Below are 18,190 nucleotides of genomic sequence, written 5' to 3' on the forward strand. Positions count from 1 at the left end.
TTTCAGCCGTTCAAGTCTCTGTCAAATTGACCGGACTTGCTCGACCTGCTGGAATTAAGTCGCGCCCCGCTTCCGGGACAACCCCTCTAACTTACCAGCCTGTCGCTCGGTTAGCGAACCGATCTTCAAACCCGCGAGCCAGAAGGGATTGCCGACGTTACGCGTCGCAACGCACCAAAGTCACCGGAGTGAAGGGAGTGGGTTGCGCCGCACCTCGTCGGCTTCTAAAGATTAGCAGCGCTCCCGACCACTCGGGACGCGTTCCGCAGCTCTCCCGGCCACAGAACGATCACGGCCGAACATAGACTCCCCCCGTGAGCAGCAACACGCCGCCAGTGGCGAAGAAGGTACCGACTGAGCGCATCCATCACGGCGACACGTTCATCGACGAGTACGCCTGGCTAAGCAACAAGGACGACCCGGACACAACGGCGTACCTGGAGGCAGAGAACGACTTTCTCAAAGAGCACACCGCGCATCTCGCCGAGCTCCAGGAGCAGGTCTTCCAGGAGATCAAGGGGCGCACCCAGGAGACCGACCTGTCGGTGCCGAGCCGCAAGGGGGCGTGGTGGTACTTCACGCGTACCGAGGAGGGCAAGCAGTACGCGGTGTCCTGCCGGGTGCCGGCCGACAGTGACGCGCCGCCGCAGATCACGCCGGGCGAGCGCCTTGAGCGCGAGCAGGTCGTGCTCGACGGCAACGAGCTCGCCGGCGACAGCGCGTTCTTCTCCGTCGGCACCAGCGCCGTCACGCCCGACGGGACGATGCTGGCCTACTCGACCGACTACAAGGGCGACGAGCGTTTCACGCTGAGGTTCAGGAACCTTGAGACGGGCGAGGTGCTGCCCGACGAGATCAAGGACATCTTCTACGGCGGCGCCTGGTCGGCCGACGGCTCGGCGTTCTTCTACACGCGGGTGGACGACGCCTGGCGTCCCTACCAGGTCTACCGGCACACCCTCGGGACGGAAGAGGACGTCCTGGTCTACGAGGAGACCGACGAGCGCTACTGGGTGGGCATCGGGCTGACCCGCAGCGAGCGGTACCTCGTGCTGGGCGCGGGCAGCAAGATCACCAGCGAGGTGCGCATCCTCGACGCCGCCGACCCCACCGGCGAGTTCCAGGTCGTCCGGCCCAGGAAGACCGGCGTGGAGTACGGCGTCGAGCACGCGGGCGACTTCTTCTACGTCCTGCACAACGAGAACGCCGAGAACTTCGAGCTGGCCACGGCCCCCATCGACGAGCCCGGCACCTGGACCCCGCTGATCGGGCACCGCGAGGACACCCGGCTGCTGGAGATCGACGCCTTCTCCGACCACGCCGTCGTGCACTTCCGCCGTGACGGCCTGACCGGCCTGCGGGTGCTGCCCTACAGCGCCGCGGGCGCGGGCTGGCGGGAGCGGATCGAGGCCGCCGAGCGGAACGCGTACGAGATCGACTTCCCCGAGCCCCTGTACGACGTCGGCCCGGCGGGCAACCCCGAGTTCACGACGACGCGGCTGCGGCTGGCGTACACGAGCATGGTGACGCCGCCGAGCGTCTACGACTACGAGCTGGACTCGCACGAGCTGATCCTGCTCAAGCAGCGTCCGGTGCTGGGCGGCTACGACGCGGGCGACTACGAGCAGTTCCGGGAGTGGGCGACGGCCGAGGACGGCACGCGCGTGCCGATCTCGATCGTCAAGCGCAAGGACACCACGACGCCGGCCCCGACCCTGCTCTACGGCTACGGCAGCTACGAGACCTCGATCGACCCCGCGTTCTCGGTGCCCCGGCTGTCGCTGCTCGACCGCGGGTTCGTCTTCGCCGTCGCGCATGTCAGGGGCGGCGGCGAGATGGGCCGTCACTGGTACGAGGACGGCAAGCTGACCAGGAAGCGGAACACGTTCACCGACTTCGTGGCGGCGGCCCGGCATCTGAAGGCGGGCGGCTGGAGCGGGCGGATCGTCGCGCGCGGCGGCTCGGCGGGCGGGCTGCTGATGGGCGCGGTGACGAACCTGGCTCCCGAGGAGTTCGCGGGGGTGGTGGCCGAGGTGCCGTTCGTGGACGCGCTCAACACGATCCTCGACCCGTCGTTGCCGCTGACGGTGATCGAATGGGACGAGTGGGGTGACCCGCTGCACAACCCGGACGTCTACGCGTACATGAAGAGCTATTCGCCGTACGAGAACGTGGACGGCAGGGTGTACCCGCCGATTCTGGCGATCACCAGCCTGAACGACACGCGGGTGCTCTACCACGAGCCGGCCAAGTGGATCGCGCGGCTGCGGGCGACCGCGTCCGGCGGGCCGTTCCTGCTCAAGACGGAGATGGGCGCGGGACACGGCGGGCGCAGCGGCCGGTACGACGCCTGGCGCGAGGAGGCGTTCGCGCTGTCCTGGATCATCGAGAGGGGGACGGCGTGAGCTTCGTGGCCGACGAGCGGCGTTACGAGCGTCAGCCGTACAACCGCAGCGGGCGCAGCGGGCTGCGGTTGCCGGCGGTGTCGCTGGGGTTGTGGCACAACTTCGGCGACGACCGGCCGATCGAGAACTCGCGGGCGGTGCTGCGGCGCGCGTTCGACCTCGGGGTGACGCATTTCGACCTGGCCAACAACTACGGCGTGCCGTACGGGTCGGCGGAGCGGAACTTCGGGCGGATCCTGCGGGAGGACTTCGCGGCGTACCGGGACGAGCTGGTTATCTCGACCAAGGCCGGGTACGACATGTGGCCGGGGCCGTACGGGGAGTGGGGGTCGCGCAAGTACGTGCTGGCCAGCCTCGACCAGTCGCTCGCCCGCATGGGCCTGGAGTACGTGGACGTGTTCTACAGCCACCGTCCGGACCCGGAGACGCCGCTGGAGGAGACGATGGGGGCGCTGGACCGGGCGGTGCGCTCGGGCAAGGCGCTCTACGCGGGCGTCTCCAACTACTCGGCCGAGCAGACCGCGCAGGCCGCGCGGATCATGCGCGAGCTGGGCACGCCGCTGCTCATCCACCAGCCGTCGTACTCGATGATCAACCGCTGGATCGAGGACGACGGGCTGCTCGACGTGCTGGAGGAGGCGGGCATGGGCTGCATCGTGTACTCGCCGCTGGCGCAGGGGCTGCTCACCGACCGCTACCTGGAGGGCGTGCCCGAGGGCTCGCGGGCGGCGACGAGCCGGTTCCTGAGCGCCGAGCAGATCGACCGGGACCTGGCCCGCGACCTCAACGAGATCGCCAGGGGCCGGGGTCAGACGCTGGCCCAGATGGCGCTGTCGTGGACGCTGCGCGACCCGCGGGTGACGAGCGTGCTGATCGGGGCGAGCAGCGTCCGGCAGCTGGAGGACAACGTGGCGTGCGTGGACGGCCCGGTGTTCACCGAGAGCGAGCTGGCGGCGATCGACAAGGTCACCGAGGCGGTCACGTCGGCCCGCTGATCATCCGCGGCGCACGGGGTCCTGTGCCGCCCGAGGGCGGGTCACAGGGCCTCGTGCCGCTGGAGGTAGGTGAAGGCGGCCCAGCCCGGCAGCACCGGCAGCCAGAACGTGAGCAGCCGGTGCAGCAGCACGGCCGAGGCCGCCAGGTCCCATTCGAGGCCGGCCGCGACCAGGCCGAGGGTGAGCGCGTACTCGACGGCGCCGAGGCCGCCCGGCGTGGGGGCGGCCGAGCCGATGGCGTTGGCCGTGAGGTAGACGACGGCGACGGCGGTGAAGCTCAGCTGACCGCCGAACGCCGCGACGCAGGCGTCGAGGCAGGCCACGAAGGCGATCGTGATCATGAGCGTGCCGAAGGCGGCCTCGATCATCTTGGCCGGCGACTGGAGCACGTCGAGCAGGCGGGGCAGCACGTTCGAGAACAGCCTGCGCATCCGCACGGTCACCATCCTGCGCAGCGGCGGCACGCCGAGCACCACCGCGACCAGCAGCGCGATGGCGAGCATCGCCACGACCAGGCCGCGCGAGGGGGTGAAGGAGGTGGCGGCGTCGGAGCCGGTGATGTAGGCGAACAGCAGCAGCAGGGCGATGTGGAAGACCAGCATGATGAGCTGCGAGGCGCCCACGCTGGCCACCGCGAGCGCCGGCGCGATGCCGCGCTTCTGCAGGTAGCGGGTGTTGATCGCGACGCCGCCGACCGCGGCGGGCGCGACCAGCTTGACGAACGACGACGCGAACTGCACCAGGACGGTACGCCAGAGCGGCAGGCGTTCCGGGACGAACCCGCGCAGCATGAGGGCGGCGGCGACGAAGCTGGTGAACGAGGCGATCAGCGCCAGGCCGGACCACCCCCAGTTGGCCGTGGTCACCACCTTGTAGAGGTCGACCTTGCTGAGCTGGGACAGCACGACGTAGGCGGCGACCGTGCTGGCGATGATCGTGATCAGGGTGCGCGGGCGGAAGCGCTCCAGGCGTACCTCTTCGACCTTGCCCTGGGGCTTGAGGGCGACGATGTGGTCGCGCAGGCTCGTGAGCACGTTCTTGGCCTTGGACAGGGCCGAGCGGGTCTCCCTGGTCAGGGCGATGCGCTGGAGCAGCGGCATGGCGGCGGCGAGGGCGTCGGGGCCCATCACGGCGGCGGCGGCCCGGACCGAGCGCTCGGCGCCGACGCGCAGCGCCAGGTAGGTGAGGAGCTGGGCGATGTCGAGCCGGAGCAGCAGGTCGCCGGCGGCGATCTCGCCGCTGCGGGCGTCGGTCAGCACGACCCGGCCGGCGCGGTCGAGGTGGATGCTGTCGCCGGTGAGCCGCCGGTGTGCCAGCCGCTGGATCTGCAGCAGCGCGACCTGCTCCCAGATCTGGGCGAGCAGGGCGTCGTCGATCTCGGCGTCGGGCACCTCGTCGAGCGGGCGGGTCTCGATGTGCTCGTAGGCGAGCAGGGCGGCCTCGGTGCCGATCTCGCTGGTGCCGAGCAGGCGCGGCGTGCTGGCGCCGGCGGCCTGGGCCGCGTACGCCATCAGGGCCTCGCGTTCCAGCTCGGCCCGGAGCGAGCGGATGGCCCGGCGCCTGGTCTCGGAGTTGAGCCTGATGCGCCGCCACAGCCGGTACGGCAGCCCGGCCACCTGGCGGTCGCGGTCGAGGACGGTGACGTCGAGGCTGGTGCCGTCCTTGAGGCCGATGGCGTAGCGGCGGCTGCCCTGGTGGTCGTCCTCGATGCGGCGGGCGGAGACGGGCGAGAAGGACAGCTTGCGCAGCGCGGCGACCACGGCGCTGCCCGGCGGGCGGGTGTTGGGGCTGCCGACGCCGTAGAGGGTGGCGTAGCCGATGGCCATGCCGACCAGGACGGTCACGATGGCGCTGGGCAGGGTGATCTGCCTGCCGGAGAAGTAGGTGAGGATGTAGAGGGCGATCGAGGTCCACATGAGCATGCGCCACGTGGGACGGCGGGCGATGCGCACCGCGGTGGTGTAGGCGATCACCGAGGTGAGCAGCGTGTTCAGCGGCTCGATCGCGCGGTCGCCGGTGAGCAGGATGCGCAGGTCGGTCAGGCTGCTGGCCTCGATCCACTGGCCGAGCAGGAACGACCCGGCCATGCCGATGATGGCCGCGATCAGCCCTTCCGCGACGCGCAGGCCGTCGCGGTGGAAGACCCGCTCGACGGCGAACGCGGCGGGCACGATCAGCACGGCCGCGCTGCCGATGAAGGCCGCGACCCGGCTGAGCAGCGGGACCATCTCGGCGCCGACCTTGACGTCCTGCTCCAGGCCGTTGAGCGTCTGCTTGGCGACGAGGGCGAGCAGGATCACCGCCGCCAGCACCGCCAGCGTCGCGAAGAAGCGCAGCAGGTCGGACGGCCGCCGCAGCCGCTGGGGAAGGAGCGGCTCGACTACGTAGACGCCGCCGTCGGCGCGTGGCTCGGACACGGCTGGATCCCCTTCCGCGAGGTCCTCCGTGTCATCGTCTCGTTCCCTGATTTCGGCCACCGACAGTGATTCTGCACCTTCCCGGCCGGACCGTACGATCTCTGTTCTCCAGTGTCCTCGTTCGCCGCTCCGGCGCGCGCATCGGGTGAGGACCCGACCGGCATTGACCTGCCCGCGTGTCTGGCATGTTCACTCTCGCGATGCCGGTGCCGGCCCTCGTCGCCCCCGACGCCCGGCGCCCACGGGTGAAACCGCGCGGCCGGGCGGCCCGGTCACGACGCGTCGGCCGAGAACGCCGCGGCCAGGCTGCGCGAGGCAGGGTACACGGTGGAACTCCAACCGTTCACCTTTGGCTTCTTTCACGAGGTCGGCTCGGCGGTGTCACGGGGACGGCGGGCGCGGGCCTCTCGACGTAGGCTGTGCGCATGTCGGGTGATTTGAGGGTTTTGGGGGCATGTCCGCTTGACTGCCCGGACACCTGCTCCTGGGTCGTGACCGTACGGGACGGGCAGGCCGTCAAGATGCGCGGCAACCCCGACCACCCCTACACCCGCGGCGCGCTGTGCGTGAAGGTCAACCGGTACCTGGAGCACACGCAGGCGGACGACCGCATCCTGTACCCGATGCGGCGCACCGGGCCGAAGGGGTCGGGGCAGTTCGAGCGCATCACCTGGGACGAGGCGCTCGACGAGATCTCGACCCGGCTGCGCGCCATCGTGGACGAGCACGGCGGCGAGGCGATCTGGCCCTACCTCGGCACCGGCTCGCTGGGTTACCTCCAGGGCTGCGAGGGCGTGGCGGGCCGCCGGTTCTGGAATGTGCTGGGGGCGTCCAAGCACTGGCTGAACATCTGCTCGGCGGCCGGCAGCAGCGGGCTGTTGAAGGCCAACGGCACCGCCGGCGGCATGGACCCGGAGAACTTCGCCCAGGCCAGGCTGATCCTGCTCTGGGGCACGAACACGCTGACCAGCGGCCACCACCTGTGGAAGTTCATCCAGGACGCCCGCGCGGACGGCGCGCACGTGGTCGCCATCGACCCCATCCGCACCAGGACCGCCGACCAGGCCGACCAGCACCTGGCGATCAGGCCGGGCACGGACGCCGCGCTCGCGCTCGGGCTGCTCAACGTCGTGCTCGCGGAGAACGCCCAGGACGAGGAGTTCCTGGCCGAGCACACCGAGGGCTGGGCGGACTTCCGCAAGGAGATCCTGGAGTACCCGGTGGAGCGGGTGGCGGAGATCACCGGCATCCCGGCCGAGGACGTCCACGGCCTGGGGATGCGTCTGGCCCACACCCGGCCGACCGCGATCCGCGCCACCATGGGCATCCAGCGGCACGCCGGCGGCGGCGCCGCGATGCGCACGATCGCCGCGATCCCGGGCGTGACCGGCGACTGGCGGCATCCGGGCGGCGGCGTGGCGTACTCGACGAGCGGCCACGTGCGCGTGACCGTCGACACCCGCGACGACCTGCTGGCCAAGCCGGTGCGCACGCTGGTCATGACCAAGCTCGGCTCCCAGCTCGACGACGTCAAGTGTCTGTGGGTGTACGCCGCCAACCCGCTCGGCTCGACCCCCGACGCCAACACGATCAGGCGGCAGCTCGCCCGCGAGGACCTGTTCACGGTCGTCATGGAGCAGTTCCCGACCGACACCGTGGACTACGCCGACATCGTGCTGCCCGCGACCATGCAGACCGAGCACATGGACCTGCACGCCGGCTACGGCCACATGTACCTGCTGTGGAACGAGCCCGCCGTGCCGCCGCCGGGCGAGTGCCTGTCCACGACCGAGACCTTCCGCCGGCTGGCCGCGCACATGGGGCTGACCGAGCCGTCCCTGTACGACTCCGACCTGGAGCTGGCCGAGTCGCTGCTGTCGGGCGGGCACCCGTCGCTCGAAGGCGTCACGCTGGACCGGCTGCGCAAGGAGGGGTGGGTGCGGATGAACTATCCCAAGCCGTTCGCGCCGTTCGCCGAGGGCTTTCCGACGCCTTCCGGGCGGCTGCGCTTCCCGCCCGCCGGGAAGGCGTACGTGCCCTCGCACACGGCGGTCGCCGACCGGTCGGCGTACCCGCTGACGCTGGTCACGCCGGCCTCGCACACGTTCCTGAACACGATCTTCGCCAACAATCCGGAGCTGCGGCGGCGGGCCAAGGGGCCGGCCGTGCTGGTCAACCCGGCCGACGCGGCGGCCCGGGGGCTGGTGGCCGGGCAGCGCGTACGGGTGCACAACGACGGCGGCGAGTTCCTGGCCGACGTGGAGATCAGCGACCGGGTCGCGCCCGGCGTGGTGGCCTCGCCCAAGGGCCGGTGGCCGAAGCTGACCCCGGGCGGCGCGAACGCCAACGCGGTCGTGGCCGAGCGGGACGGCGACATGGGCCGGGGCCCGGCCTTCCACGACAACCTGGTCGAGATCAGCCCTTGTGCCGGTCCATGAACGCCACGACCGTGTCGAGCACCTTGGCGGAGTAGGGGCTGCCGAGCAGGGCCGAGGCGTGCAGCGACTCGCCGGGGATGACCAGCACCTGGTTGTCCGGGGACCTGGTCGCGGCGGCCTCGGCCGCGCGCATCGATGCGGCGCCGCCGTAGGAGTCGTGCTCGGAGCCGATCTGCAGCAGCGGCACGGTGAGCGCGGCGGCGTCGCCCTCGTCGATCTCGCCTGACAGGGCGACGACGCCGGCCACCTTTGCGCCCAGCCGCTCGGCCGCCGGGACCGAGGCCGTGGCGCCGATCGAGCCGCCGACCAGGAACAGCCGCTCGACGCCCTTCTCCTTGGCCAGGCGCTTGCCCATGGCGACCGCGCCGTCCTCGGGGAGGAGGCCGGCGTCCCTGGTGTACAGCAGGACGCGGTATCCGGCGGCGACCAGGCGGTCCGACAGCGGGCGCCAGGAGCACACGGTGCCGCGGCGCTCGTAGCTGATCACCACGCCCACCGGGCCGTCGCCGGCGATCACGCCGGGCAGCCTGCGGACGTGGGTGAAGATCTTGCCGTCCTGCTCGGTGAAGCAGCCCGAGACGTTGGGGCCGGTGGGCGGCGCGCTCGGGGCGGGGGTTGTCTCGCTGACATGGGCGGGGGACTCGGCGGCCGTCGTGCGGACGGCGGTGGTGCCGGTGCCGACCGTGCCCCCGCAGCCGGTCAGCCCCATGGTGAGGAGTGCCATCCATCCGACGATCTTTCGCATGGCCGCCGCGCCCTTCTCCTGACTATGTCTGAACTGACATAGTGCCGCAAGCACCATATCCTTGGACCCACCATGACCTCAACGCTCGGATACGCGATCCTGGCCGTGCTGGCGCGCGGCGATCGCACCGGTTACGACCTCGCGGCGGCCATGCGGCGCCCGGTCGGCTACTTCTGGACGGCCGGCCACAGCCAGATCCACGCCGAGCTGCAGAAACTGCGGGCGGCCGGGCTGGTCGGGTTCGAGAGCGCGCACGGGCCCGGCCCGCAGGCCAAGAAGGTCTACCACCTGACCGCCGAGGGCCTGGCGGCGCTGCGCGCATGGGTCACCGAGCCGCCGCGCGAGCGGCCGGAGCGCGACGAGCTGGTGCTGAAGACGTACGCGGCGTGGCTGGCCGAGCCGGAGCTGCTGCGGCGGCTGTTCGCCGGCCAGCTCGCCGCGCACGAGGAGCGGCTGGCCGACTACGAGCGGCAGGAGGCGTCGTTCGGCGGCCGGCCGGCCTTCGGCGACCCCGGGTTCGGCGGCTACGCGACGCTGCGCTGCGGGCTGAGCTACGAGCGGCACCGTGCCGAGTGGTGCCGCTGGATGCTGACCCAGCTCGCCGACGGCGAATCAGCCGAGTGAGAGCTTGTAGCCCTCGTGGGAGGCGGTGAAGCCGAGCGCGTCGTAGAAACGGTGGGCGTCGGTACGCGACTTGTCGGAGGTGAGCTGGACGACGGCGCACCCCCGGGCCCGCGCCCGGTCGACGGCCCACTGGATCATCTTGCCGCCGAGCCCCTGGCCGCGCGTCGAGGCGGCCACCCTGACGCCCTCGATCTGGCACCGCTCGGAGCCCAGCCGCGACAGCCCGGCCAGGTACGTGAGCTGCATCGTGCCGACCACCTCGCCCTCCCGCTCGGCCACGATCAGCTCGTCGTGCGGGTTGGCCTCGATGCGGTCGAAGGCCATCAGGTAGCGGGTGTCGTCGGGGGCTCCCTCACGGGCCGCGCCGAGCGGGTCGTCGGCCAGCAGCCGGACGATGGCCGGGACGTCCTCCTTGCGCGCCTGGCGGAACAGCAGGGACAGCACGTAGTGGGACTCCATCAGGGACGGGTTGGAGGGCAGGGCCATGACCTTGCCGCTGCGCACGAAGCCCTTGGCCGCGTAGAGCGCGCGGGCGGCGTGATTGCTGTCGACGGCCCAGAGCTGCACCTGCTCGGCCCCGGCCGAACGGGCCCACTCCACGGACCGGTCGACCAGCCGGGAGGCGAGCCCGCGTCCTCTGGCCTCGGGGGCGACCCACATGGACAGCAGGTGGGCGCCGGACTCCTCCAGGAGCATGCACACCAGGCCGACGTCGCCCAGGACGTCGTCCTCGGCCACCCACCAGCGCGAGTGCGGGTTCTTCAGCCGCTCGGCCCAGTCCTCGGCGGAGAACGCGACCTCGCGCGCGTATGAGGAGCCGAACGCGTCCGGTGACTCCTGGAGCGCCCGCAGCCGGACGTCCCTCAGTCGTTCCCCTTCGTCCGGCCCCAACTGCACAATGGCGATTTCCGTCATATGGGAATCATGTCAGGGACAGGTCAGGGTCCGTCCCCGATGCCTCATGGGGGCCCGCGGCGGCACCATGAGGACATGAACGAAATCAGTAGACGCGACGAGGTCTCACTGTCCGCGGCGGCCCTGCGGGGCGCCCCTTGGAAGACCGCCGCCATCGGCGGCGTCGTGGTGTCGGCCACCAGCTTCGGGATGGGCCTGGTCACCGGCGGCGGTGACCTGGTCTGGGCCCTGGGCCTCGGCATCAGCCTGTTCGCGCTGATCGCCGCGATCGGCGCGGTCGCCAAGCCGCACGAGGGCGACCGCGTCACCCGCCAGGCCCGGCTCTGGTCGCTGCGGCACCCGTGGAAGTTCGCGCTCCTGCCCGCCGCGATCACGGCGGTGCTCGACTACCCGGTGCAGCTCGTGCTCGACGACGAGGGCGTGTTCGGCTCGGCCGTGCAGGCGATGTGGCACGGCGCGCTGGTCTACCTGATCGCCGCGATCCTGACCCTCACGATGAAGGGACGAGCACGATCTTCCCAGTGACCCGCCGCTCCAGCAGGTCGTCCATGGCCCGGCCCGCCTCCGCCGGCGGCCTGACCTCGGGCGCCGCCGGGACGATGCCCGGCATCGCCGGCAGACCTTCGAGCACGGCCCGGTTCTCCACGGCGTGGCGCAACCCGCGAAGGGCCTGCTCGGACAGCTCGCCGCCGACCGGGTCGACGGCCACGTCCACGGCCCACGCCCTGGCCGCTTCCTTCAGCCCGTCGTAGCCGATCACGTCGTCGGTTCCCGCCCGCCGGGCGCGCTCCCTCTTCTCGCCGATGGACGCCGCCGCCAGCAGACGACGGCCCTCCACGCTCATGGCGCCGGCTTCACCGACAGAACATCATTCCGGCAAGGCCTTCTCCGCCTCGCTCCGGCACACGCAGAACTCGTTCCCCTCGGGGTCGAGCATGGTCACCCAGCCCGTGCCGTCGGGCCTGCGCTGGTCCTGGAAGACGGTCGCGCCGAGCCCGAGCAGCCGCTCGACCTCCTCGTCACGCGTACGGCCCTCGGTGCCGTTGACGTCGAAATGCACCCGGTTCTTGCCGGTCTTGCCCTCGGGCACGCGGATGAACAGCAGGAACGGGTCCTGCGGCGTACGCAGCATCACCTCGTCGGCGCCCGGCTTGTCGCCCTCGGCCAGCGGCCACCCGGTGGCCTGGCTCCACCAGCTCGCGATCTCGTAGGGGTCGGTGGCGTCGACGGTGATGGCATGGATCTCAATCATCGCACTAGTGTCCACCAGCCAGATTGAGCCCCACGACACCGGCCAGGATGAGCGCGATCGAGGTCAGGCGCAGCGGCGACACGTCGTCGCCCATGGCGACCATGCCGAGGATCGCGGTGCCGACGGCCCCGATGCCGGTCCACACGGCGTACGCGGTGCCGACCTCCAGGGTCTTGAGCGCGTAGGCGAGCAGCCCGAAGCTGAGGGCGGCCGTGGCCAGGAAGGACAGGGTCCACCCCAGGCTGCTGAGGCCGTTGCTGAGCTTGAGCGACAGTGCCATGGCCACCTCGAACAGGCCGGCCAGCACGATGAGGATCCACGCCATGATCAGTACTCCTGAGGACGAGACGTACAGGTACGTGCGTCGTCTTGGCGTGTCCGGGTACGGCGCGTCTCGTCCGGGAGCGGTCAGCTCAATGCGTACAACGGCTCAGTGAAACGGATCATTCCCACCAGACGGTGACCCACCGGTCACGCGGCACCGGCCACATGCCCAGCTCGACGGCGGTCTCGGCCACCTCCTCCACCCTGGACGGGTCGAGGCACACCCGGCGGCAGGCGCTCTCGGCCAACTCCTCGACGGTCGTGAAACGTTCCAGGGGCGCCTCCTGCTCCTCCACGCGCACGGGGAAGCCCAGCGCCGCGGCCAGGGCCACGCAGTCTTCGGCGATGGGCCGGACCGGACGGTCGACGCCGTGGAAATGCCGCCAGAGCGGCGTCATCCAGCTCATGGGATGGCGGTGGGGCAGTTCGAGCACCACCCGGCCGCGGGTGCGGCGGTCGAGCGCCTGGAGGAACTCCGCCAGGTCGGGCACGTTGTAGACCACGTGCGCGGCGACGGACACGTCCACCACGGGCACCTGGTCGGCCACGTCGGGCCAGCGCCCCTCGACGGTGGTGGCGGGCACGCCGAGGTCCATCGCCCGGACCTTCAGGCCCTCCAGCATGGGCGCGGACGTGTCGACCGCGTAGAGGTGGCCGATGCGCTCGCGCAGCGGCAGCGACGCGGCGCCGGGGCCCGAGCCGACGTCGAGCAGCGTGCCCTTGTCGGGCAGCGCCTCGGCCAGCCGGGTCATGGTCGGGCCGTCGTCGGGCTCGGCCAGCGCCCGGTCGGTCCGCGTGGCGAACCGGGCCGGCGAGTGGCTCCACGGATCGGCCGGAGCCTTGGCCAGGATCTCCTCGGGGATGGCCCAGGATTCCAGTCGCTCCCGCCATCTTGTGGCGAGTTCTTCGGCGTCCATGGAGTCGAGCATGCCACGCATGGGCGGGGTTACCCGCGGGTAGCATTGCAGGTAAGGTTACTGGCCAGTACATGAAGACCTCGGTTCAAGGAGATCTGCACCCATGGGCCACTACAAGAGCAACGTGCGTGACCTGGAATTCAACCTCTTCGAGGTGTTCGGTCGACGCGAGATCCTCGGCACCGGGCCCTTCGGCGAAGTGGACGAGGACGTCGCGCGGAGCATCCTGGACGAGGTCAACAGGCTGGCGACCGGCGTGCTCGCCGACTCCTTCGAGGAGGGCGACCGCACCCCGCCGGTGTTCGACCCCGCGACGAGCACGGTGACCGTCCCGGACGGCGTCAAGAAGTCGTTCAAGGCGCTGGTGGACGGCGGCTGGGCGCACCTCGACCTGCCCGCCGAGCTGGGCGGCCCCGGCATCCCGCGCAGCCTCGCCTGGGCGATGGCCGAGATGGTGCTCGGCTCCAACCCGGCCCTGTACATGTACGCCGCCGGCCCCAACTTCGCCTACACCCTGTGGAAGCTGGGCACGCCGGAGCAGAAGCGCTTCGCCGAGCTGGCCATCGAGAAGAACTGGGGCGCCACCATGGTGCTCACCGAGCCGGACGCCGGCTCGGACGTCGGCGCCGGCCGGGCCAGGGCGGTCCAGCAGCCCGACGGCACCTGGCACATCGAGGGCGTCAAGCGCTTCATCACCAGCGCCGAGCACGACATGGCCGACAACATCTTCCACCTGGTCCTGGCCCGTCCCGAGGGCCACGGTCCGGGCACCAAGGGCCTGTCGATGTTCCTGGTGCCCAAGTTCCACGTGGACCTGGAGACCGGCGAGCTGGGCGAGCGCAACGGCGCCTACGTCACCAACGTCGAGAAGAAGATGGGCCTGAAGGTCTCCACGACCTGCGAGCTCACCTTCGGCGACAAGCACCCGGCGATCGGCTGGCTGGTCGGCGACGTGCACGAGGGCATCAAGCAGATGTTCATGGTGATCGAGCACGCCCGCATGATGGTCGGCACCAAGGCCATCGCCACGCTCTCCACCGGCTACCTGAACGCCCTCGACTACGCCAAGTCCCGCTACCAGGGCGCGGACCTGACCAAGATGGCCGACAAGTCCGCCCCCCGGGTGACCATCACCCACCACCCGGACGTGCGCCGCGAGCTGATGCTGCAGAAGGCGTACGCCGAGGGCATGCGCGCCCTGGTCCTCTACACGGCCACCTTCCAGGACGCCCTCCTGATCGACCCGGCGGACCGGCACGCGGAGGCCATGAACGACCTGCTGCTGCCCCTGGTCAAGGGCGTCGGCTCGGAGCGCTCGTACGAGCTGCTGGCCCGCTCGCTGCAGACCCTGGGCGGCTCGGGCTACCTCCAGGATTATCCGATCGAGCAGTACATCCGCGACGCCAAGATCGACTCCCTGTACGAGGGCACCACCGCGATCCAGGGCCTGGACCTGTTCTTCCGGAAGATCCTGCGCAACCAGGGCGCCGCGGTCGGCGCGCTGCTCGCCGAGATCAACGAGTTCGCCGCCTCCGAGGCGGGCAACGGCCGGCTCAAGGAGGAGCGCAAGCTGCTCGCCGAGGCCGCCGCCGAGGTCAAGGTCATGGGCGACACCATGGCCGGCTGGGCGCTCGGCTCGCTGGAGAAGCCGGAGGAGGTCTACAAGGTCGGCCTGAACAGCACCCGGTTCCTGCTCTCGCTGGGCGACCTGGTGATCGGCTGGCTGCTGCTGCGCCAGGCCGAGGTGGCCCTGGCCCGGCTGGCGGAGTCGGAGGACCCGTTCTACCAGGGCAAGGTGGCCGCGGCGTCGTTCTTCGCCACGACCGTGCTGCCCAGGCTGACGGCCGAGCGGCGCGTCCTCGCCGCCACCGGCCAGGACCTCATGGAGCTTCCCGAAGAGGCCTTCTGAGCCACCGCTGGTGACGCCCGCCTCCCGTCCGGGGGGCGGGCGTCGCTGTTAGGTTCCGGGCATGAGCTCTTCACCTCATGACCACCCCCTGCCCCCGCCGCGCGTCGAAGAGGTCTCCGAGGGCGTCTACGCCTACGTCCAGCCCGACGGGAGCTGGTGGATCAACAACACCGGCTTCCTGGCCGGGCGGCGCGGCGTGATCTGCGTGGACGCCTGCTCGACCGAGCGCCGCACCCGCGACCTGCGGGCGGCCGTCGGCAAGGTCAGCGGCGGGCCGATCACCACGCTGGTCAACACCCACCACCACGGCGACCACACCTTCGGCAACTGGCTGTTCCCCGAGGCCACGATCGTCGGGCACGAGGGCGTACGCGCCCAGATCCTGGCCGACGGGGTCCCGGCGTACCGGGGGGCCTGGTCGCCGGAGGTGGTGTGGGGGGCGATGGAGGTCGCGCCGCCGTTCCTGACGTACACCGAGGGGGTCACCCTCCACTCCGACGACCTGCGCTGCGAGGTGCGGCACGTCGGGCCGGCCGCGCACACGACCAACGACTCGATCGTGTGGATCCCGGAGCGGCGGGTGCTGTTCTCCGGCGACCTGGTCTTCAACGGCGGCACGCCGTTCGTCCTGATGGGCTCGGTGGCCGGGACGATCGCCGCCCTGGACACGCTCAGGGCGCTGGGCGCGGAGACGATCGTCCCCGGGCACGGCGAGGTGTGCGGGCCCGAGGTCTACGACCGGGTCGAGGGCTACCTGCGGTTCGTCCAGGAGACCGCCCGGCGGGGCCACGCGGCGGGCCGGACGCCCCTGGAGGCGGCGCGGGAGACCGACCTCGGCGAGTGGGGCGCGCTGCTCGACCCCGAACGGATCGTGGGCAATCTCCACCGCGCCTACGCCGAGCTGGACGGCCGCCCGCCGGGCGCGCCGATCGACGTCGGCGCGGCCGTCCAGGACATGATCGCCTACAACGGCGGGCGGCCACTGTCCTGTCTCGCCTGACGCGGCGAGGGTGTGATCACCGATACCCGGGTATGACCGTGGGCACATCTCGCCTTTGCCTGGAGGTCGTCATGGGTGTCGGGGTCAGCATCTTCTTCCTCACGCTCGGCGCCATCCTGCGGTTCGCCATCGAACCCGACGTGTTCGGCCAGAGCGTGCACATGGACATCGTCGGCGTCATCTTCATGATCGTCGGAGGCGTGGGCGTCGTGCTCAGCATCGTGCTCGCGCCCCGGCGCGGGCGCACCTCCGAGGACCGGCTGATGCACCGCGAGAACCACCCGCCCGAGCTCTAGAGGCTGAGCTGCACGGCGGCGCGCGTCGCCAGGATCGGCTTGATGTACTCCGCGATCACGGCCTGGTGCCGGGGATGGTCGCGGTAGATCACGAAGTCGTCCACGCTGTCGAGGTCGGCGACCACGGCGAACTCGTGGTTGCCGGGGGTGATGCCGGCGTCGGGCCCCACCGTGTACGCCCGTAGCTGCGGGATCTCGCCCGGCAGCTTGCGCAGCTCGGTCGCGACCGCGGCCTTCTGCTCGTCGGTGGCGTCGTCGGCCCAGGTGAACAGCACAATGTGACGGATCATGCGCCAACCCTATCGACACACACCCGTCGGCGGAGTTATTCTCAAGTCGAGATTGACTCGAACTGAGAAGGACTTGGGGATGGAAGAGTTCCTGGCCGGCTACAACCCCCGGCTCTACGCGCCGGTCGCGGTCACCGTCGACGTCGTGGCGCTGACCATCCGCGACCGGCGGCTGCACGTCCTGATCGTCGAGCGCGGCGTGGAGCCGTACGCGGGCCGCTGGGCCCTGCCCGGCGGCTTCATCAAGCCGGACGAGGACCTGGCCGAGGCGGCGGTGCGCGAGCTGGGCGAGGAGACCGGCGTGGCCACCCGCCCGGCGCACATCGAGCAGCTGGCCAGCTACGGCGGCCCCGGCCGCGACCCCCGCATGCGGGTGGTGTCGATCTCCTACCTCGCCTTCGCCCCCGACCTGCCCGACCCCCGGCCCGGCACGGACGCCGCCGCGGCCGTCTGGCACCCGGTCGACGACGTGCCGCCGCTCGCCTTCGACCACGCCCGCATCCTGGCCGACGGCGTCGAGCGGGCCCGGTCGAAGCTGGAGTACACGCCGCTGGCCACGGCCTTCGCCGGGGCCGAGTTCACCGTCTCCGAGCTGCGGCTGATCTACGAGACCGTGTGGGGCACGCCGCTGCACGCGGGCAACTTCCACCGCAAGGTCCTGTCCGTCCCCGGGTTCGTCGAGAGCACCGGACAGACCACCGAGACCGGCGGCCCCAGAGGCGGCCCGCGGGCCAAGCTCTACCGCGCGGGCGACGCCCGGCTGCTCCACCCCGCGCTGCTGCGGCCCGCACGGGAGGAGGAGGTGCGATGAACACCGAGCGGGCGGCGGCGATCGTCATGGGGGCGCGATCGGCCCAGGAGCTCTTCGCCGGCGGGTCCGCGGCCCGCGTCTACCGGCGGCTGGCCAGGGCGCTGCATCCCGACCTCGCGCCGGGCGGGGAGGAGGCGTTCAAGCGGCTGGTCGCGCTCTGGGAGACCTACCACCGGGGCCGGCGGGTCGGCGACTTCCTGGTCGGGCCGCCGCTGCACAAGGGCGGCACCGCCGTGCTCTATCCGGCCGGGCGCGGCGCAGAGCGCGACTCGCTGCTCAAGGTGGCCCGCGACCCGGCCGCCGACCGGCTGCTGGTCCGCGAGGCCGCCGCGCTGCGGAAGATCGCGGCCGACGGCGATCCACGCTTCCTGCCGTACGTCCCCCGCCTCGTCGCGAGCTTCCGCTACCGCGCCGGCGAGGTGGTCCGGCAGGCGAACGTGGTCAGCCGGACGCCCGCCGGGTTCGTCACCCTCGACCGCGCCGGCACCGGCCTCGACCCGCGCGACGTGGCCTGGATCTGGCGGCGGCTGCTCGTGGCCGCCGGGCTCGCCCACCGGGCCGGCGTCGCGCACGGCGCCGTGCTCCCCCGCCACGTCCTCATCCATCCGATCGACCACGGGCTCGTGCTGGTCGACTGGTGCCACGGCGACCGGCTCGACGAGCGCGCCGACATCGCCGCCCTGACCCGGTGCGTCGACCACCTGATGGGCGAGTGCCCGCGCCGGATGCGCGCCTTCGTCCGCGGCTGCCTGCTGCGCCCGCCGTCCGACGCGTGGGAGCTGCTGCGCGAGCTCGACGACCTGCTCGACGACCTCTACGGGCCCCGTACGTACCGTCCGCTCCACCTTTGAG

At 71.2% G+C, this 18,190-nt stretch carries 18 protein-coding genes and 1 riboswitch; of the genes, 10 read left to right on the forward strand and 8 right to left on the reverse strand.

Going from position 1 to position 18,190, the window contains the following annotated elements:
- Positions 1-314 precede the first annotated feature (314 nt).
- Both ACWEJ6_RS40500 and mgrA read left to right on the forward strand, forming a co-directional pair.
- Positions 315-2,405 carry a S9 family peptidase gene (locus tag ACWEJ6_RS40500; RefSeq protein WP_387681411.1) on the forward strand — a complete coding sequence of 697 codons (2,091 nt, stop codon included), beginning with the start codon at positions 315-317 and terminating at the stop codon, positions 2,403-2,405.
- On the forward strand, positions 2,402-3,400 hold the full coding sequence (mgrA, locus tag ACWEJ6_RS40505; protein WP_452430862.1) for an L-glyceraldehyde 3-phosphate reductase: 999 nt from the start codon (positions 2,402-2,404) through the stop codon (positions 3,398-3,400). Before ACWEJ6_RS40500 ends, mgrA begins: the two co-directional genes overlap by 4 nt.
- A 41-nt stretch (positions 3,401-3,441) precedes the next feature.
- Here the strand turns inward: mgrA and ACWEJ6_RS40510 are convergent, their stop codons facing one another.
- Positions 3,442-5,817: a lysylphosphatidylglycerol synthase transmembrane domain-containing protein gene (locus tag ACWEJ6_RS40510; RefSeq protein WP_358302065.1), complete on the reverse strand. Its 2,376-nt coding sequence runs from the start codon at positions 5,815-5,817 to the stop codon at positions 3,442-3,444.
- A 425-nt stretch (positions 5,818-6,242) separates the two neighbouring features.
- Here ACWEJ6_RS40510 and ACWEJ6_RS40515 point away from each other — a divergent pair, with 425 nt between their 5' ends.
- On the forward strand, positions 6,243-8,255 hold the full coding sequence (locus ACWEJ6_RS40515; RefSeq protein ID WP_387681420.1) for a molybdopterin-containing oxidoreductase family protein: 2,013 nt from the start codon (positions 6,243-6,245) through the stop codon (positions 8,253-8,255).
- Here the strand turns inward: ACWEJ6_RS40515 and ACWEJ6_RS40520 are convergent.
- Entirely contained in the window at positions 8,233-8,979 is a 747-nt protein-coding gene (locus ACWEJ6_RS40520) for an alpha/beta hydrolase (protein WP_452430865.1), read from the reverse strand. The genes ACWEJ6_RS40515 and ACWEJ6_RS40520 overlap by 23 nt on opposite strands.
- A gap of 93 nt (positions 8,980-9,072) precedes the next feature.
- Here ACWEJ6_RS40520 and ACWEJ6_RS40525 point away from each other — a divergent pair, with 93 nt between their 5' ends.
- A complete protein-coding gene (locus ACWEJ6_RS40525) occupies positions 9,073-9,624 on the forward strand; it encodes a PadR family transcriptional regulator (protein ID WP_452430867.1) in 552 nt (183 codons plus the stop codon).
- On the opposite strand, the gene ACWEJ6_RS40530 is transcribed toward ACWEJ6_RS40525, so the two are convergent.
- Positions 9,613-10,539 (reverse strand): N-acetyltransferase family protein, encoded by a 927-nt coding sequence (locus tag ACWEJ6_RS40530; protein WP_452430869.1) that lies wholly within the window; start codon positions 10,537-10,539, stop codon positions 9,613-9,615. The two genes, ACWEJ6_RS40525 and ACWEJ6_RS40530, sit on opposite strands and share 12 nt — an antisense overlap.
- Positions 10,540-10,614: 75 nt before the next feature.
- On the opposite strand from ACWEJ6_RS40530, the gene ACWEJ6_RS40535 reads away from it, so the two are divergent.
- Complete coding sequence (locus ACWEJ6_RS40535; protein ID WP_387681432.1) at positions 10,615-11,064, forward strand: hypothetical protein; 450 nt, start codon at positions 10,615-10,617, stop codon at positions 11,062-11,064.
- Here the strand turns inward: ACWEJ6_RS40535 and ACWEJ6_RS40540 are convergent.
- From ACWEJ6_RS40540 to ACWEJ6_RS40555, 4 genes are all read right to left on the reverse strand, one after another.
- The gene (locus tag ACWEJ6_RS40540) at positions 11,030-11,383 is read right to left on the reverse strand and encodes a hypothetical protein (protein ID WP_452430871.1); all 354 of its coding nucleotides are present in this window, start codon (positions 11,381-11,383) and stop codon (positions 11,030-11,032) included. The genes ACWEJ6_RS40535 and ACWEJ6_RS40540 overlap by 35 nt on opposite strands.
- 24 nt (positions 11,384-11,407) lie before the next feature.
- Positions 11,408-11,791 (reverse strand): VOC family protein, encoded by a 384-nt coding sequence (locus ACWEJ6_RS40545; RefSeq protein WP_358302046.1) that lies wholly within the window; start codon positions 11,789-11,791, stop codon positions 11,408-11,410.
- A 4-nt stretch (positions 11,792-11,795) separates the two neighbouring features.
- The gene (locus tag ACWEJ6_RS40550; RefSeq protein ID WP_452430874.1) at positions 11,796-12,116 is read right to left on the reverse strand and encodes a DMT family transporter; all 321 of its coding nucleotides are present in this window, start codon (positions 12,114-12,116) and stop codon (positions 11,796-11,798) included.
- Between the two features lie 33 nt (positions 12,117-12,149).
- A riboswitch (guanidine-III (ykkC-III) riboswitch) is annotated at positions 12,150-12,211 on the reverse strand.
- Between the two features lie 23 nt (positions 12,212-12,234).
- Positions 12,235-13,032 (reverse strand): class I SAM-dependent methyltransferase, encoded by a 798-nt coding sequence (locus ACWEJ6_RS40555; protein ID WP_452430876.1) that lies wholly within the window; start codon positions 13,030-13,032, stop codon positions 12,235-12,237.
- A gap of 103 nt (positions 13,033-13,135) precedes the next feature.
- Between ACWEJ6_RS40555 and ACWEJ6_RS40560 the strand changes: the two genes are divergently transcribed.
- The 3 genes from ACWEJ6_RS40560 (at position 13,136) to ACWEJ6_RS40570 (ending at position 16,237) form a co-directional block, all read left to right on the forward strand.
- Positions 13,136-14,941, forward strand: coding sequence for an acyl-CoA dehydrogenase (locus ACWEJ6_RS40560; RefSeq protein ID WP_452430878.1), 1,806 nt, complete (start codon positions 13,136-13,138; stop codon positions 14,939-14,941).
- Between the two features lie 61 nt (positions 14,942-15,002).
- Positions 15,003-15,941 carry an MBL fold metallo-hydrolase gene (locus ACWEJ6_RS40565; RefSeq protein WP_452430880.1) on the forward strand — a complete coding sequence of 313 codons (939 nt, stop codon included), beginning with the start codon at positions 15,003-15,005 and terminating at the stop codon, positions 15,939-15,941.
- A 71-nt stretch (positions 15,942-16,012) separates the two neighbouring features.
- Positions 16,013-16,237: a hypothetical protein gene (locus tag ACWEJ6_RS40570; RefSeq protein WP_358302033.1), complete on the forward strand. Its 225-nt coding sequence runs from the start codon at positions 16,013-16,015 to the stop codon at positions 16,235-16,237.
- On the opposite strand, the gene ACWEJ6_RS40575 is transcribed toward ACWEJ6_RS40570, so the two are convergent.
- On the reverse strand, positions 16,234-16,527 hold the full coding sequence (locus ACWEJ6_RS40575) for a Dabb family protein (RefSeq protein WP_358302030.1): 294 nt from the start codon (positions 16,525-16,527) through the stop codon (positions 16,234-16,236). The genes ACWEJ6_RS40570 and ACWEJ6_RS40575 overlap by 4 nt on opposite strands.
- Positions 16,528-16,606: 79 nt before the next feature.
- On the opposite strand from ACWEJ6_RS40575, the gene ACWEJ6_RS40580 reads away from it, so the two are divergent.
- Both ACWEJ6_RS40580 and ACWEJ6_RS40585 read left to right on the forward strand, forming a co-directional pair.
- Complete coding sequence (locus tag ACWEJ6_RS40580; RefSeq protein WP_452430881.1) at positions 16,607-17,338, forward strand: NUDIX domain-containing protein; 732 nt, start codon at positions 16,607-16,609, stop codon at positions 17,336-17,338.
- Positions 17,335-18,189: a molecular chaperone DnaJ gene (locus ACWEJ6_RS40585; protein ID WP_452430883.1), complete on the forward strand. Its 855-nt coding sequence runs from the start codon at positions 17,335-17,337 to the stop codon at positions 18,187-18,189. Before ACWEJ6_RS40580 ends, ACWEJ6_RS40585 begins: the two co-directional genes overlap by 4 nt.
- Position 18,190: the final 1 nt, after the last annotated feature.

Source organism: Nonomuraea sp. NPDC004702 (assembly GCF_053601695.1).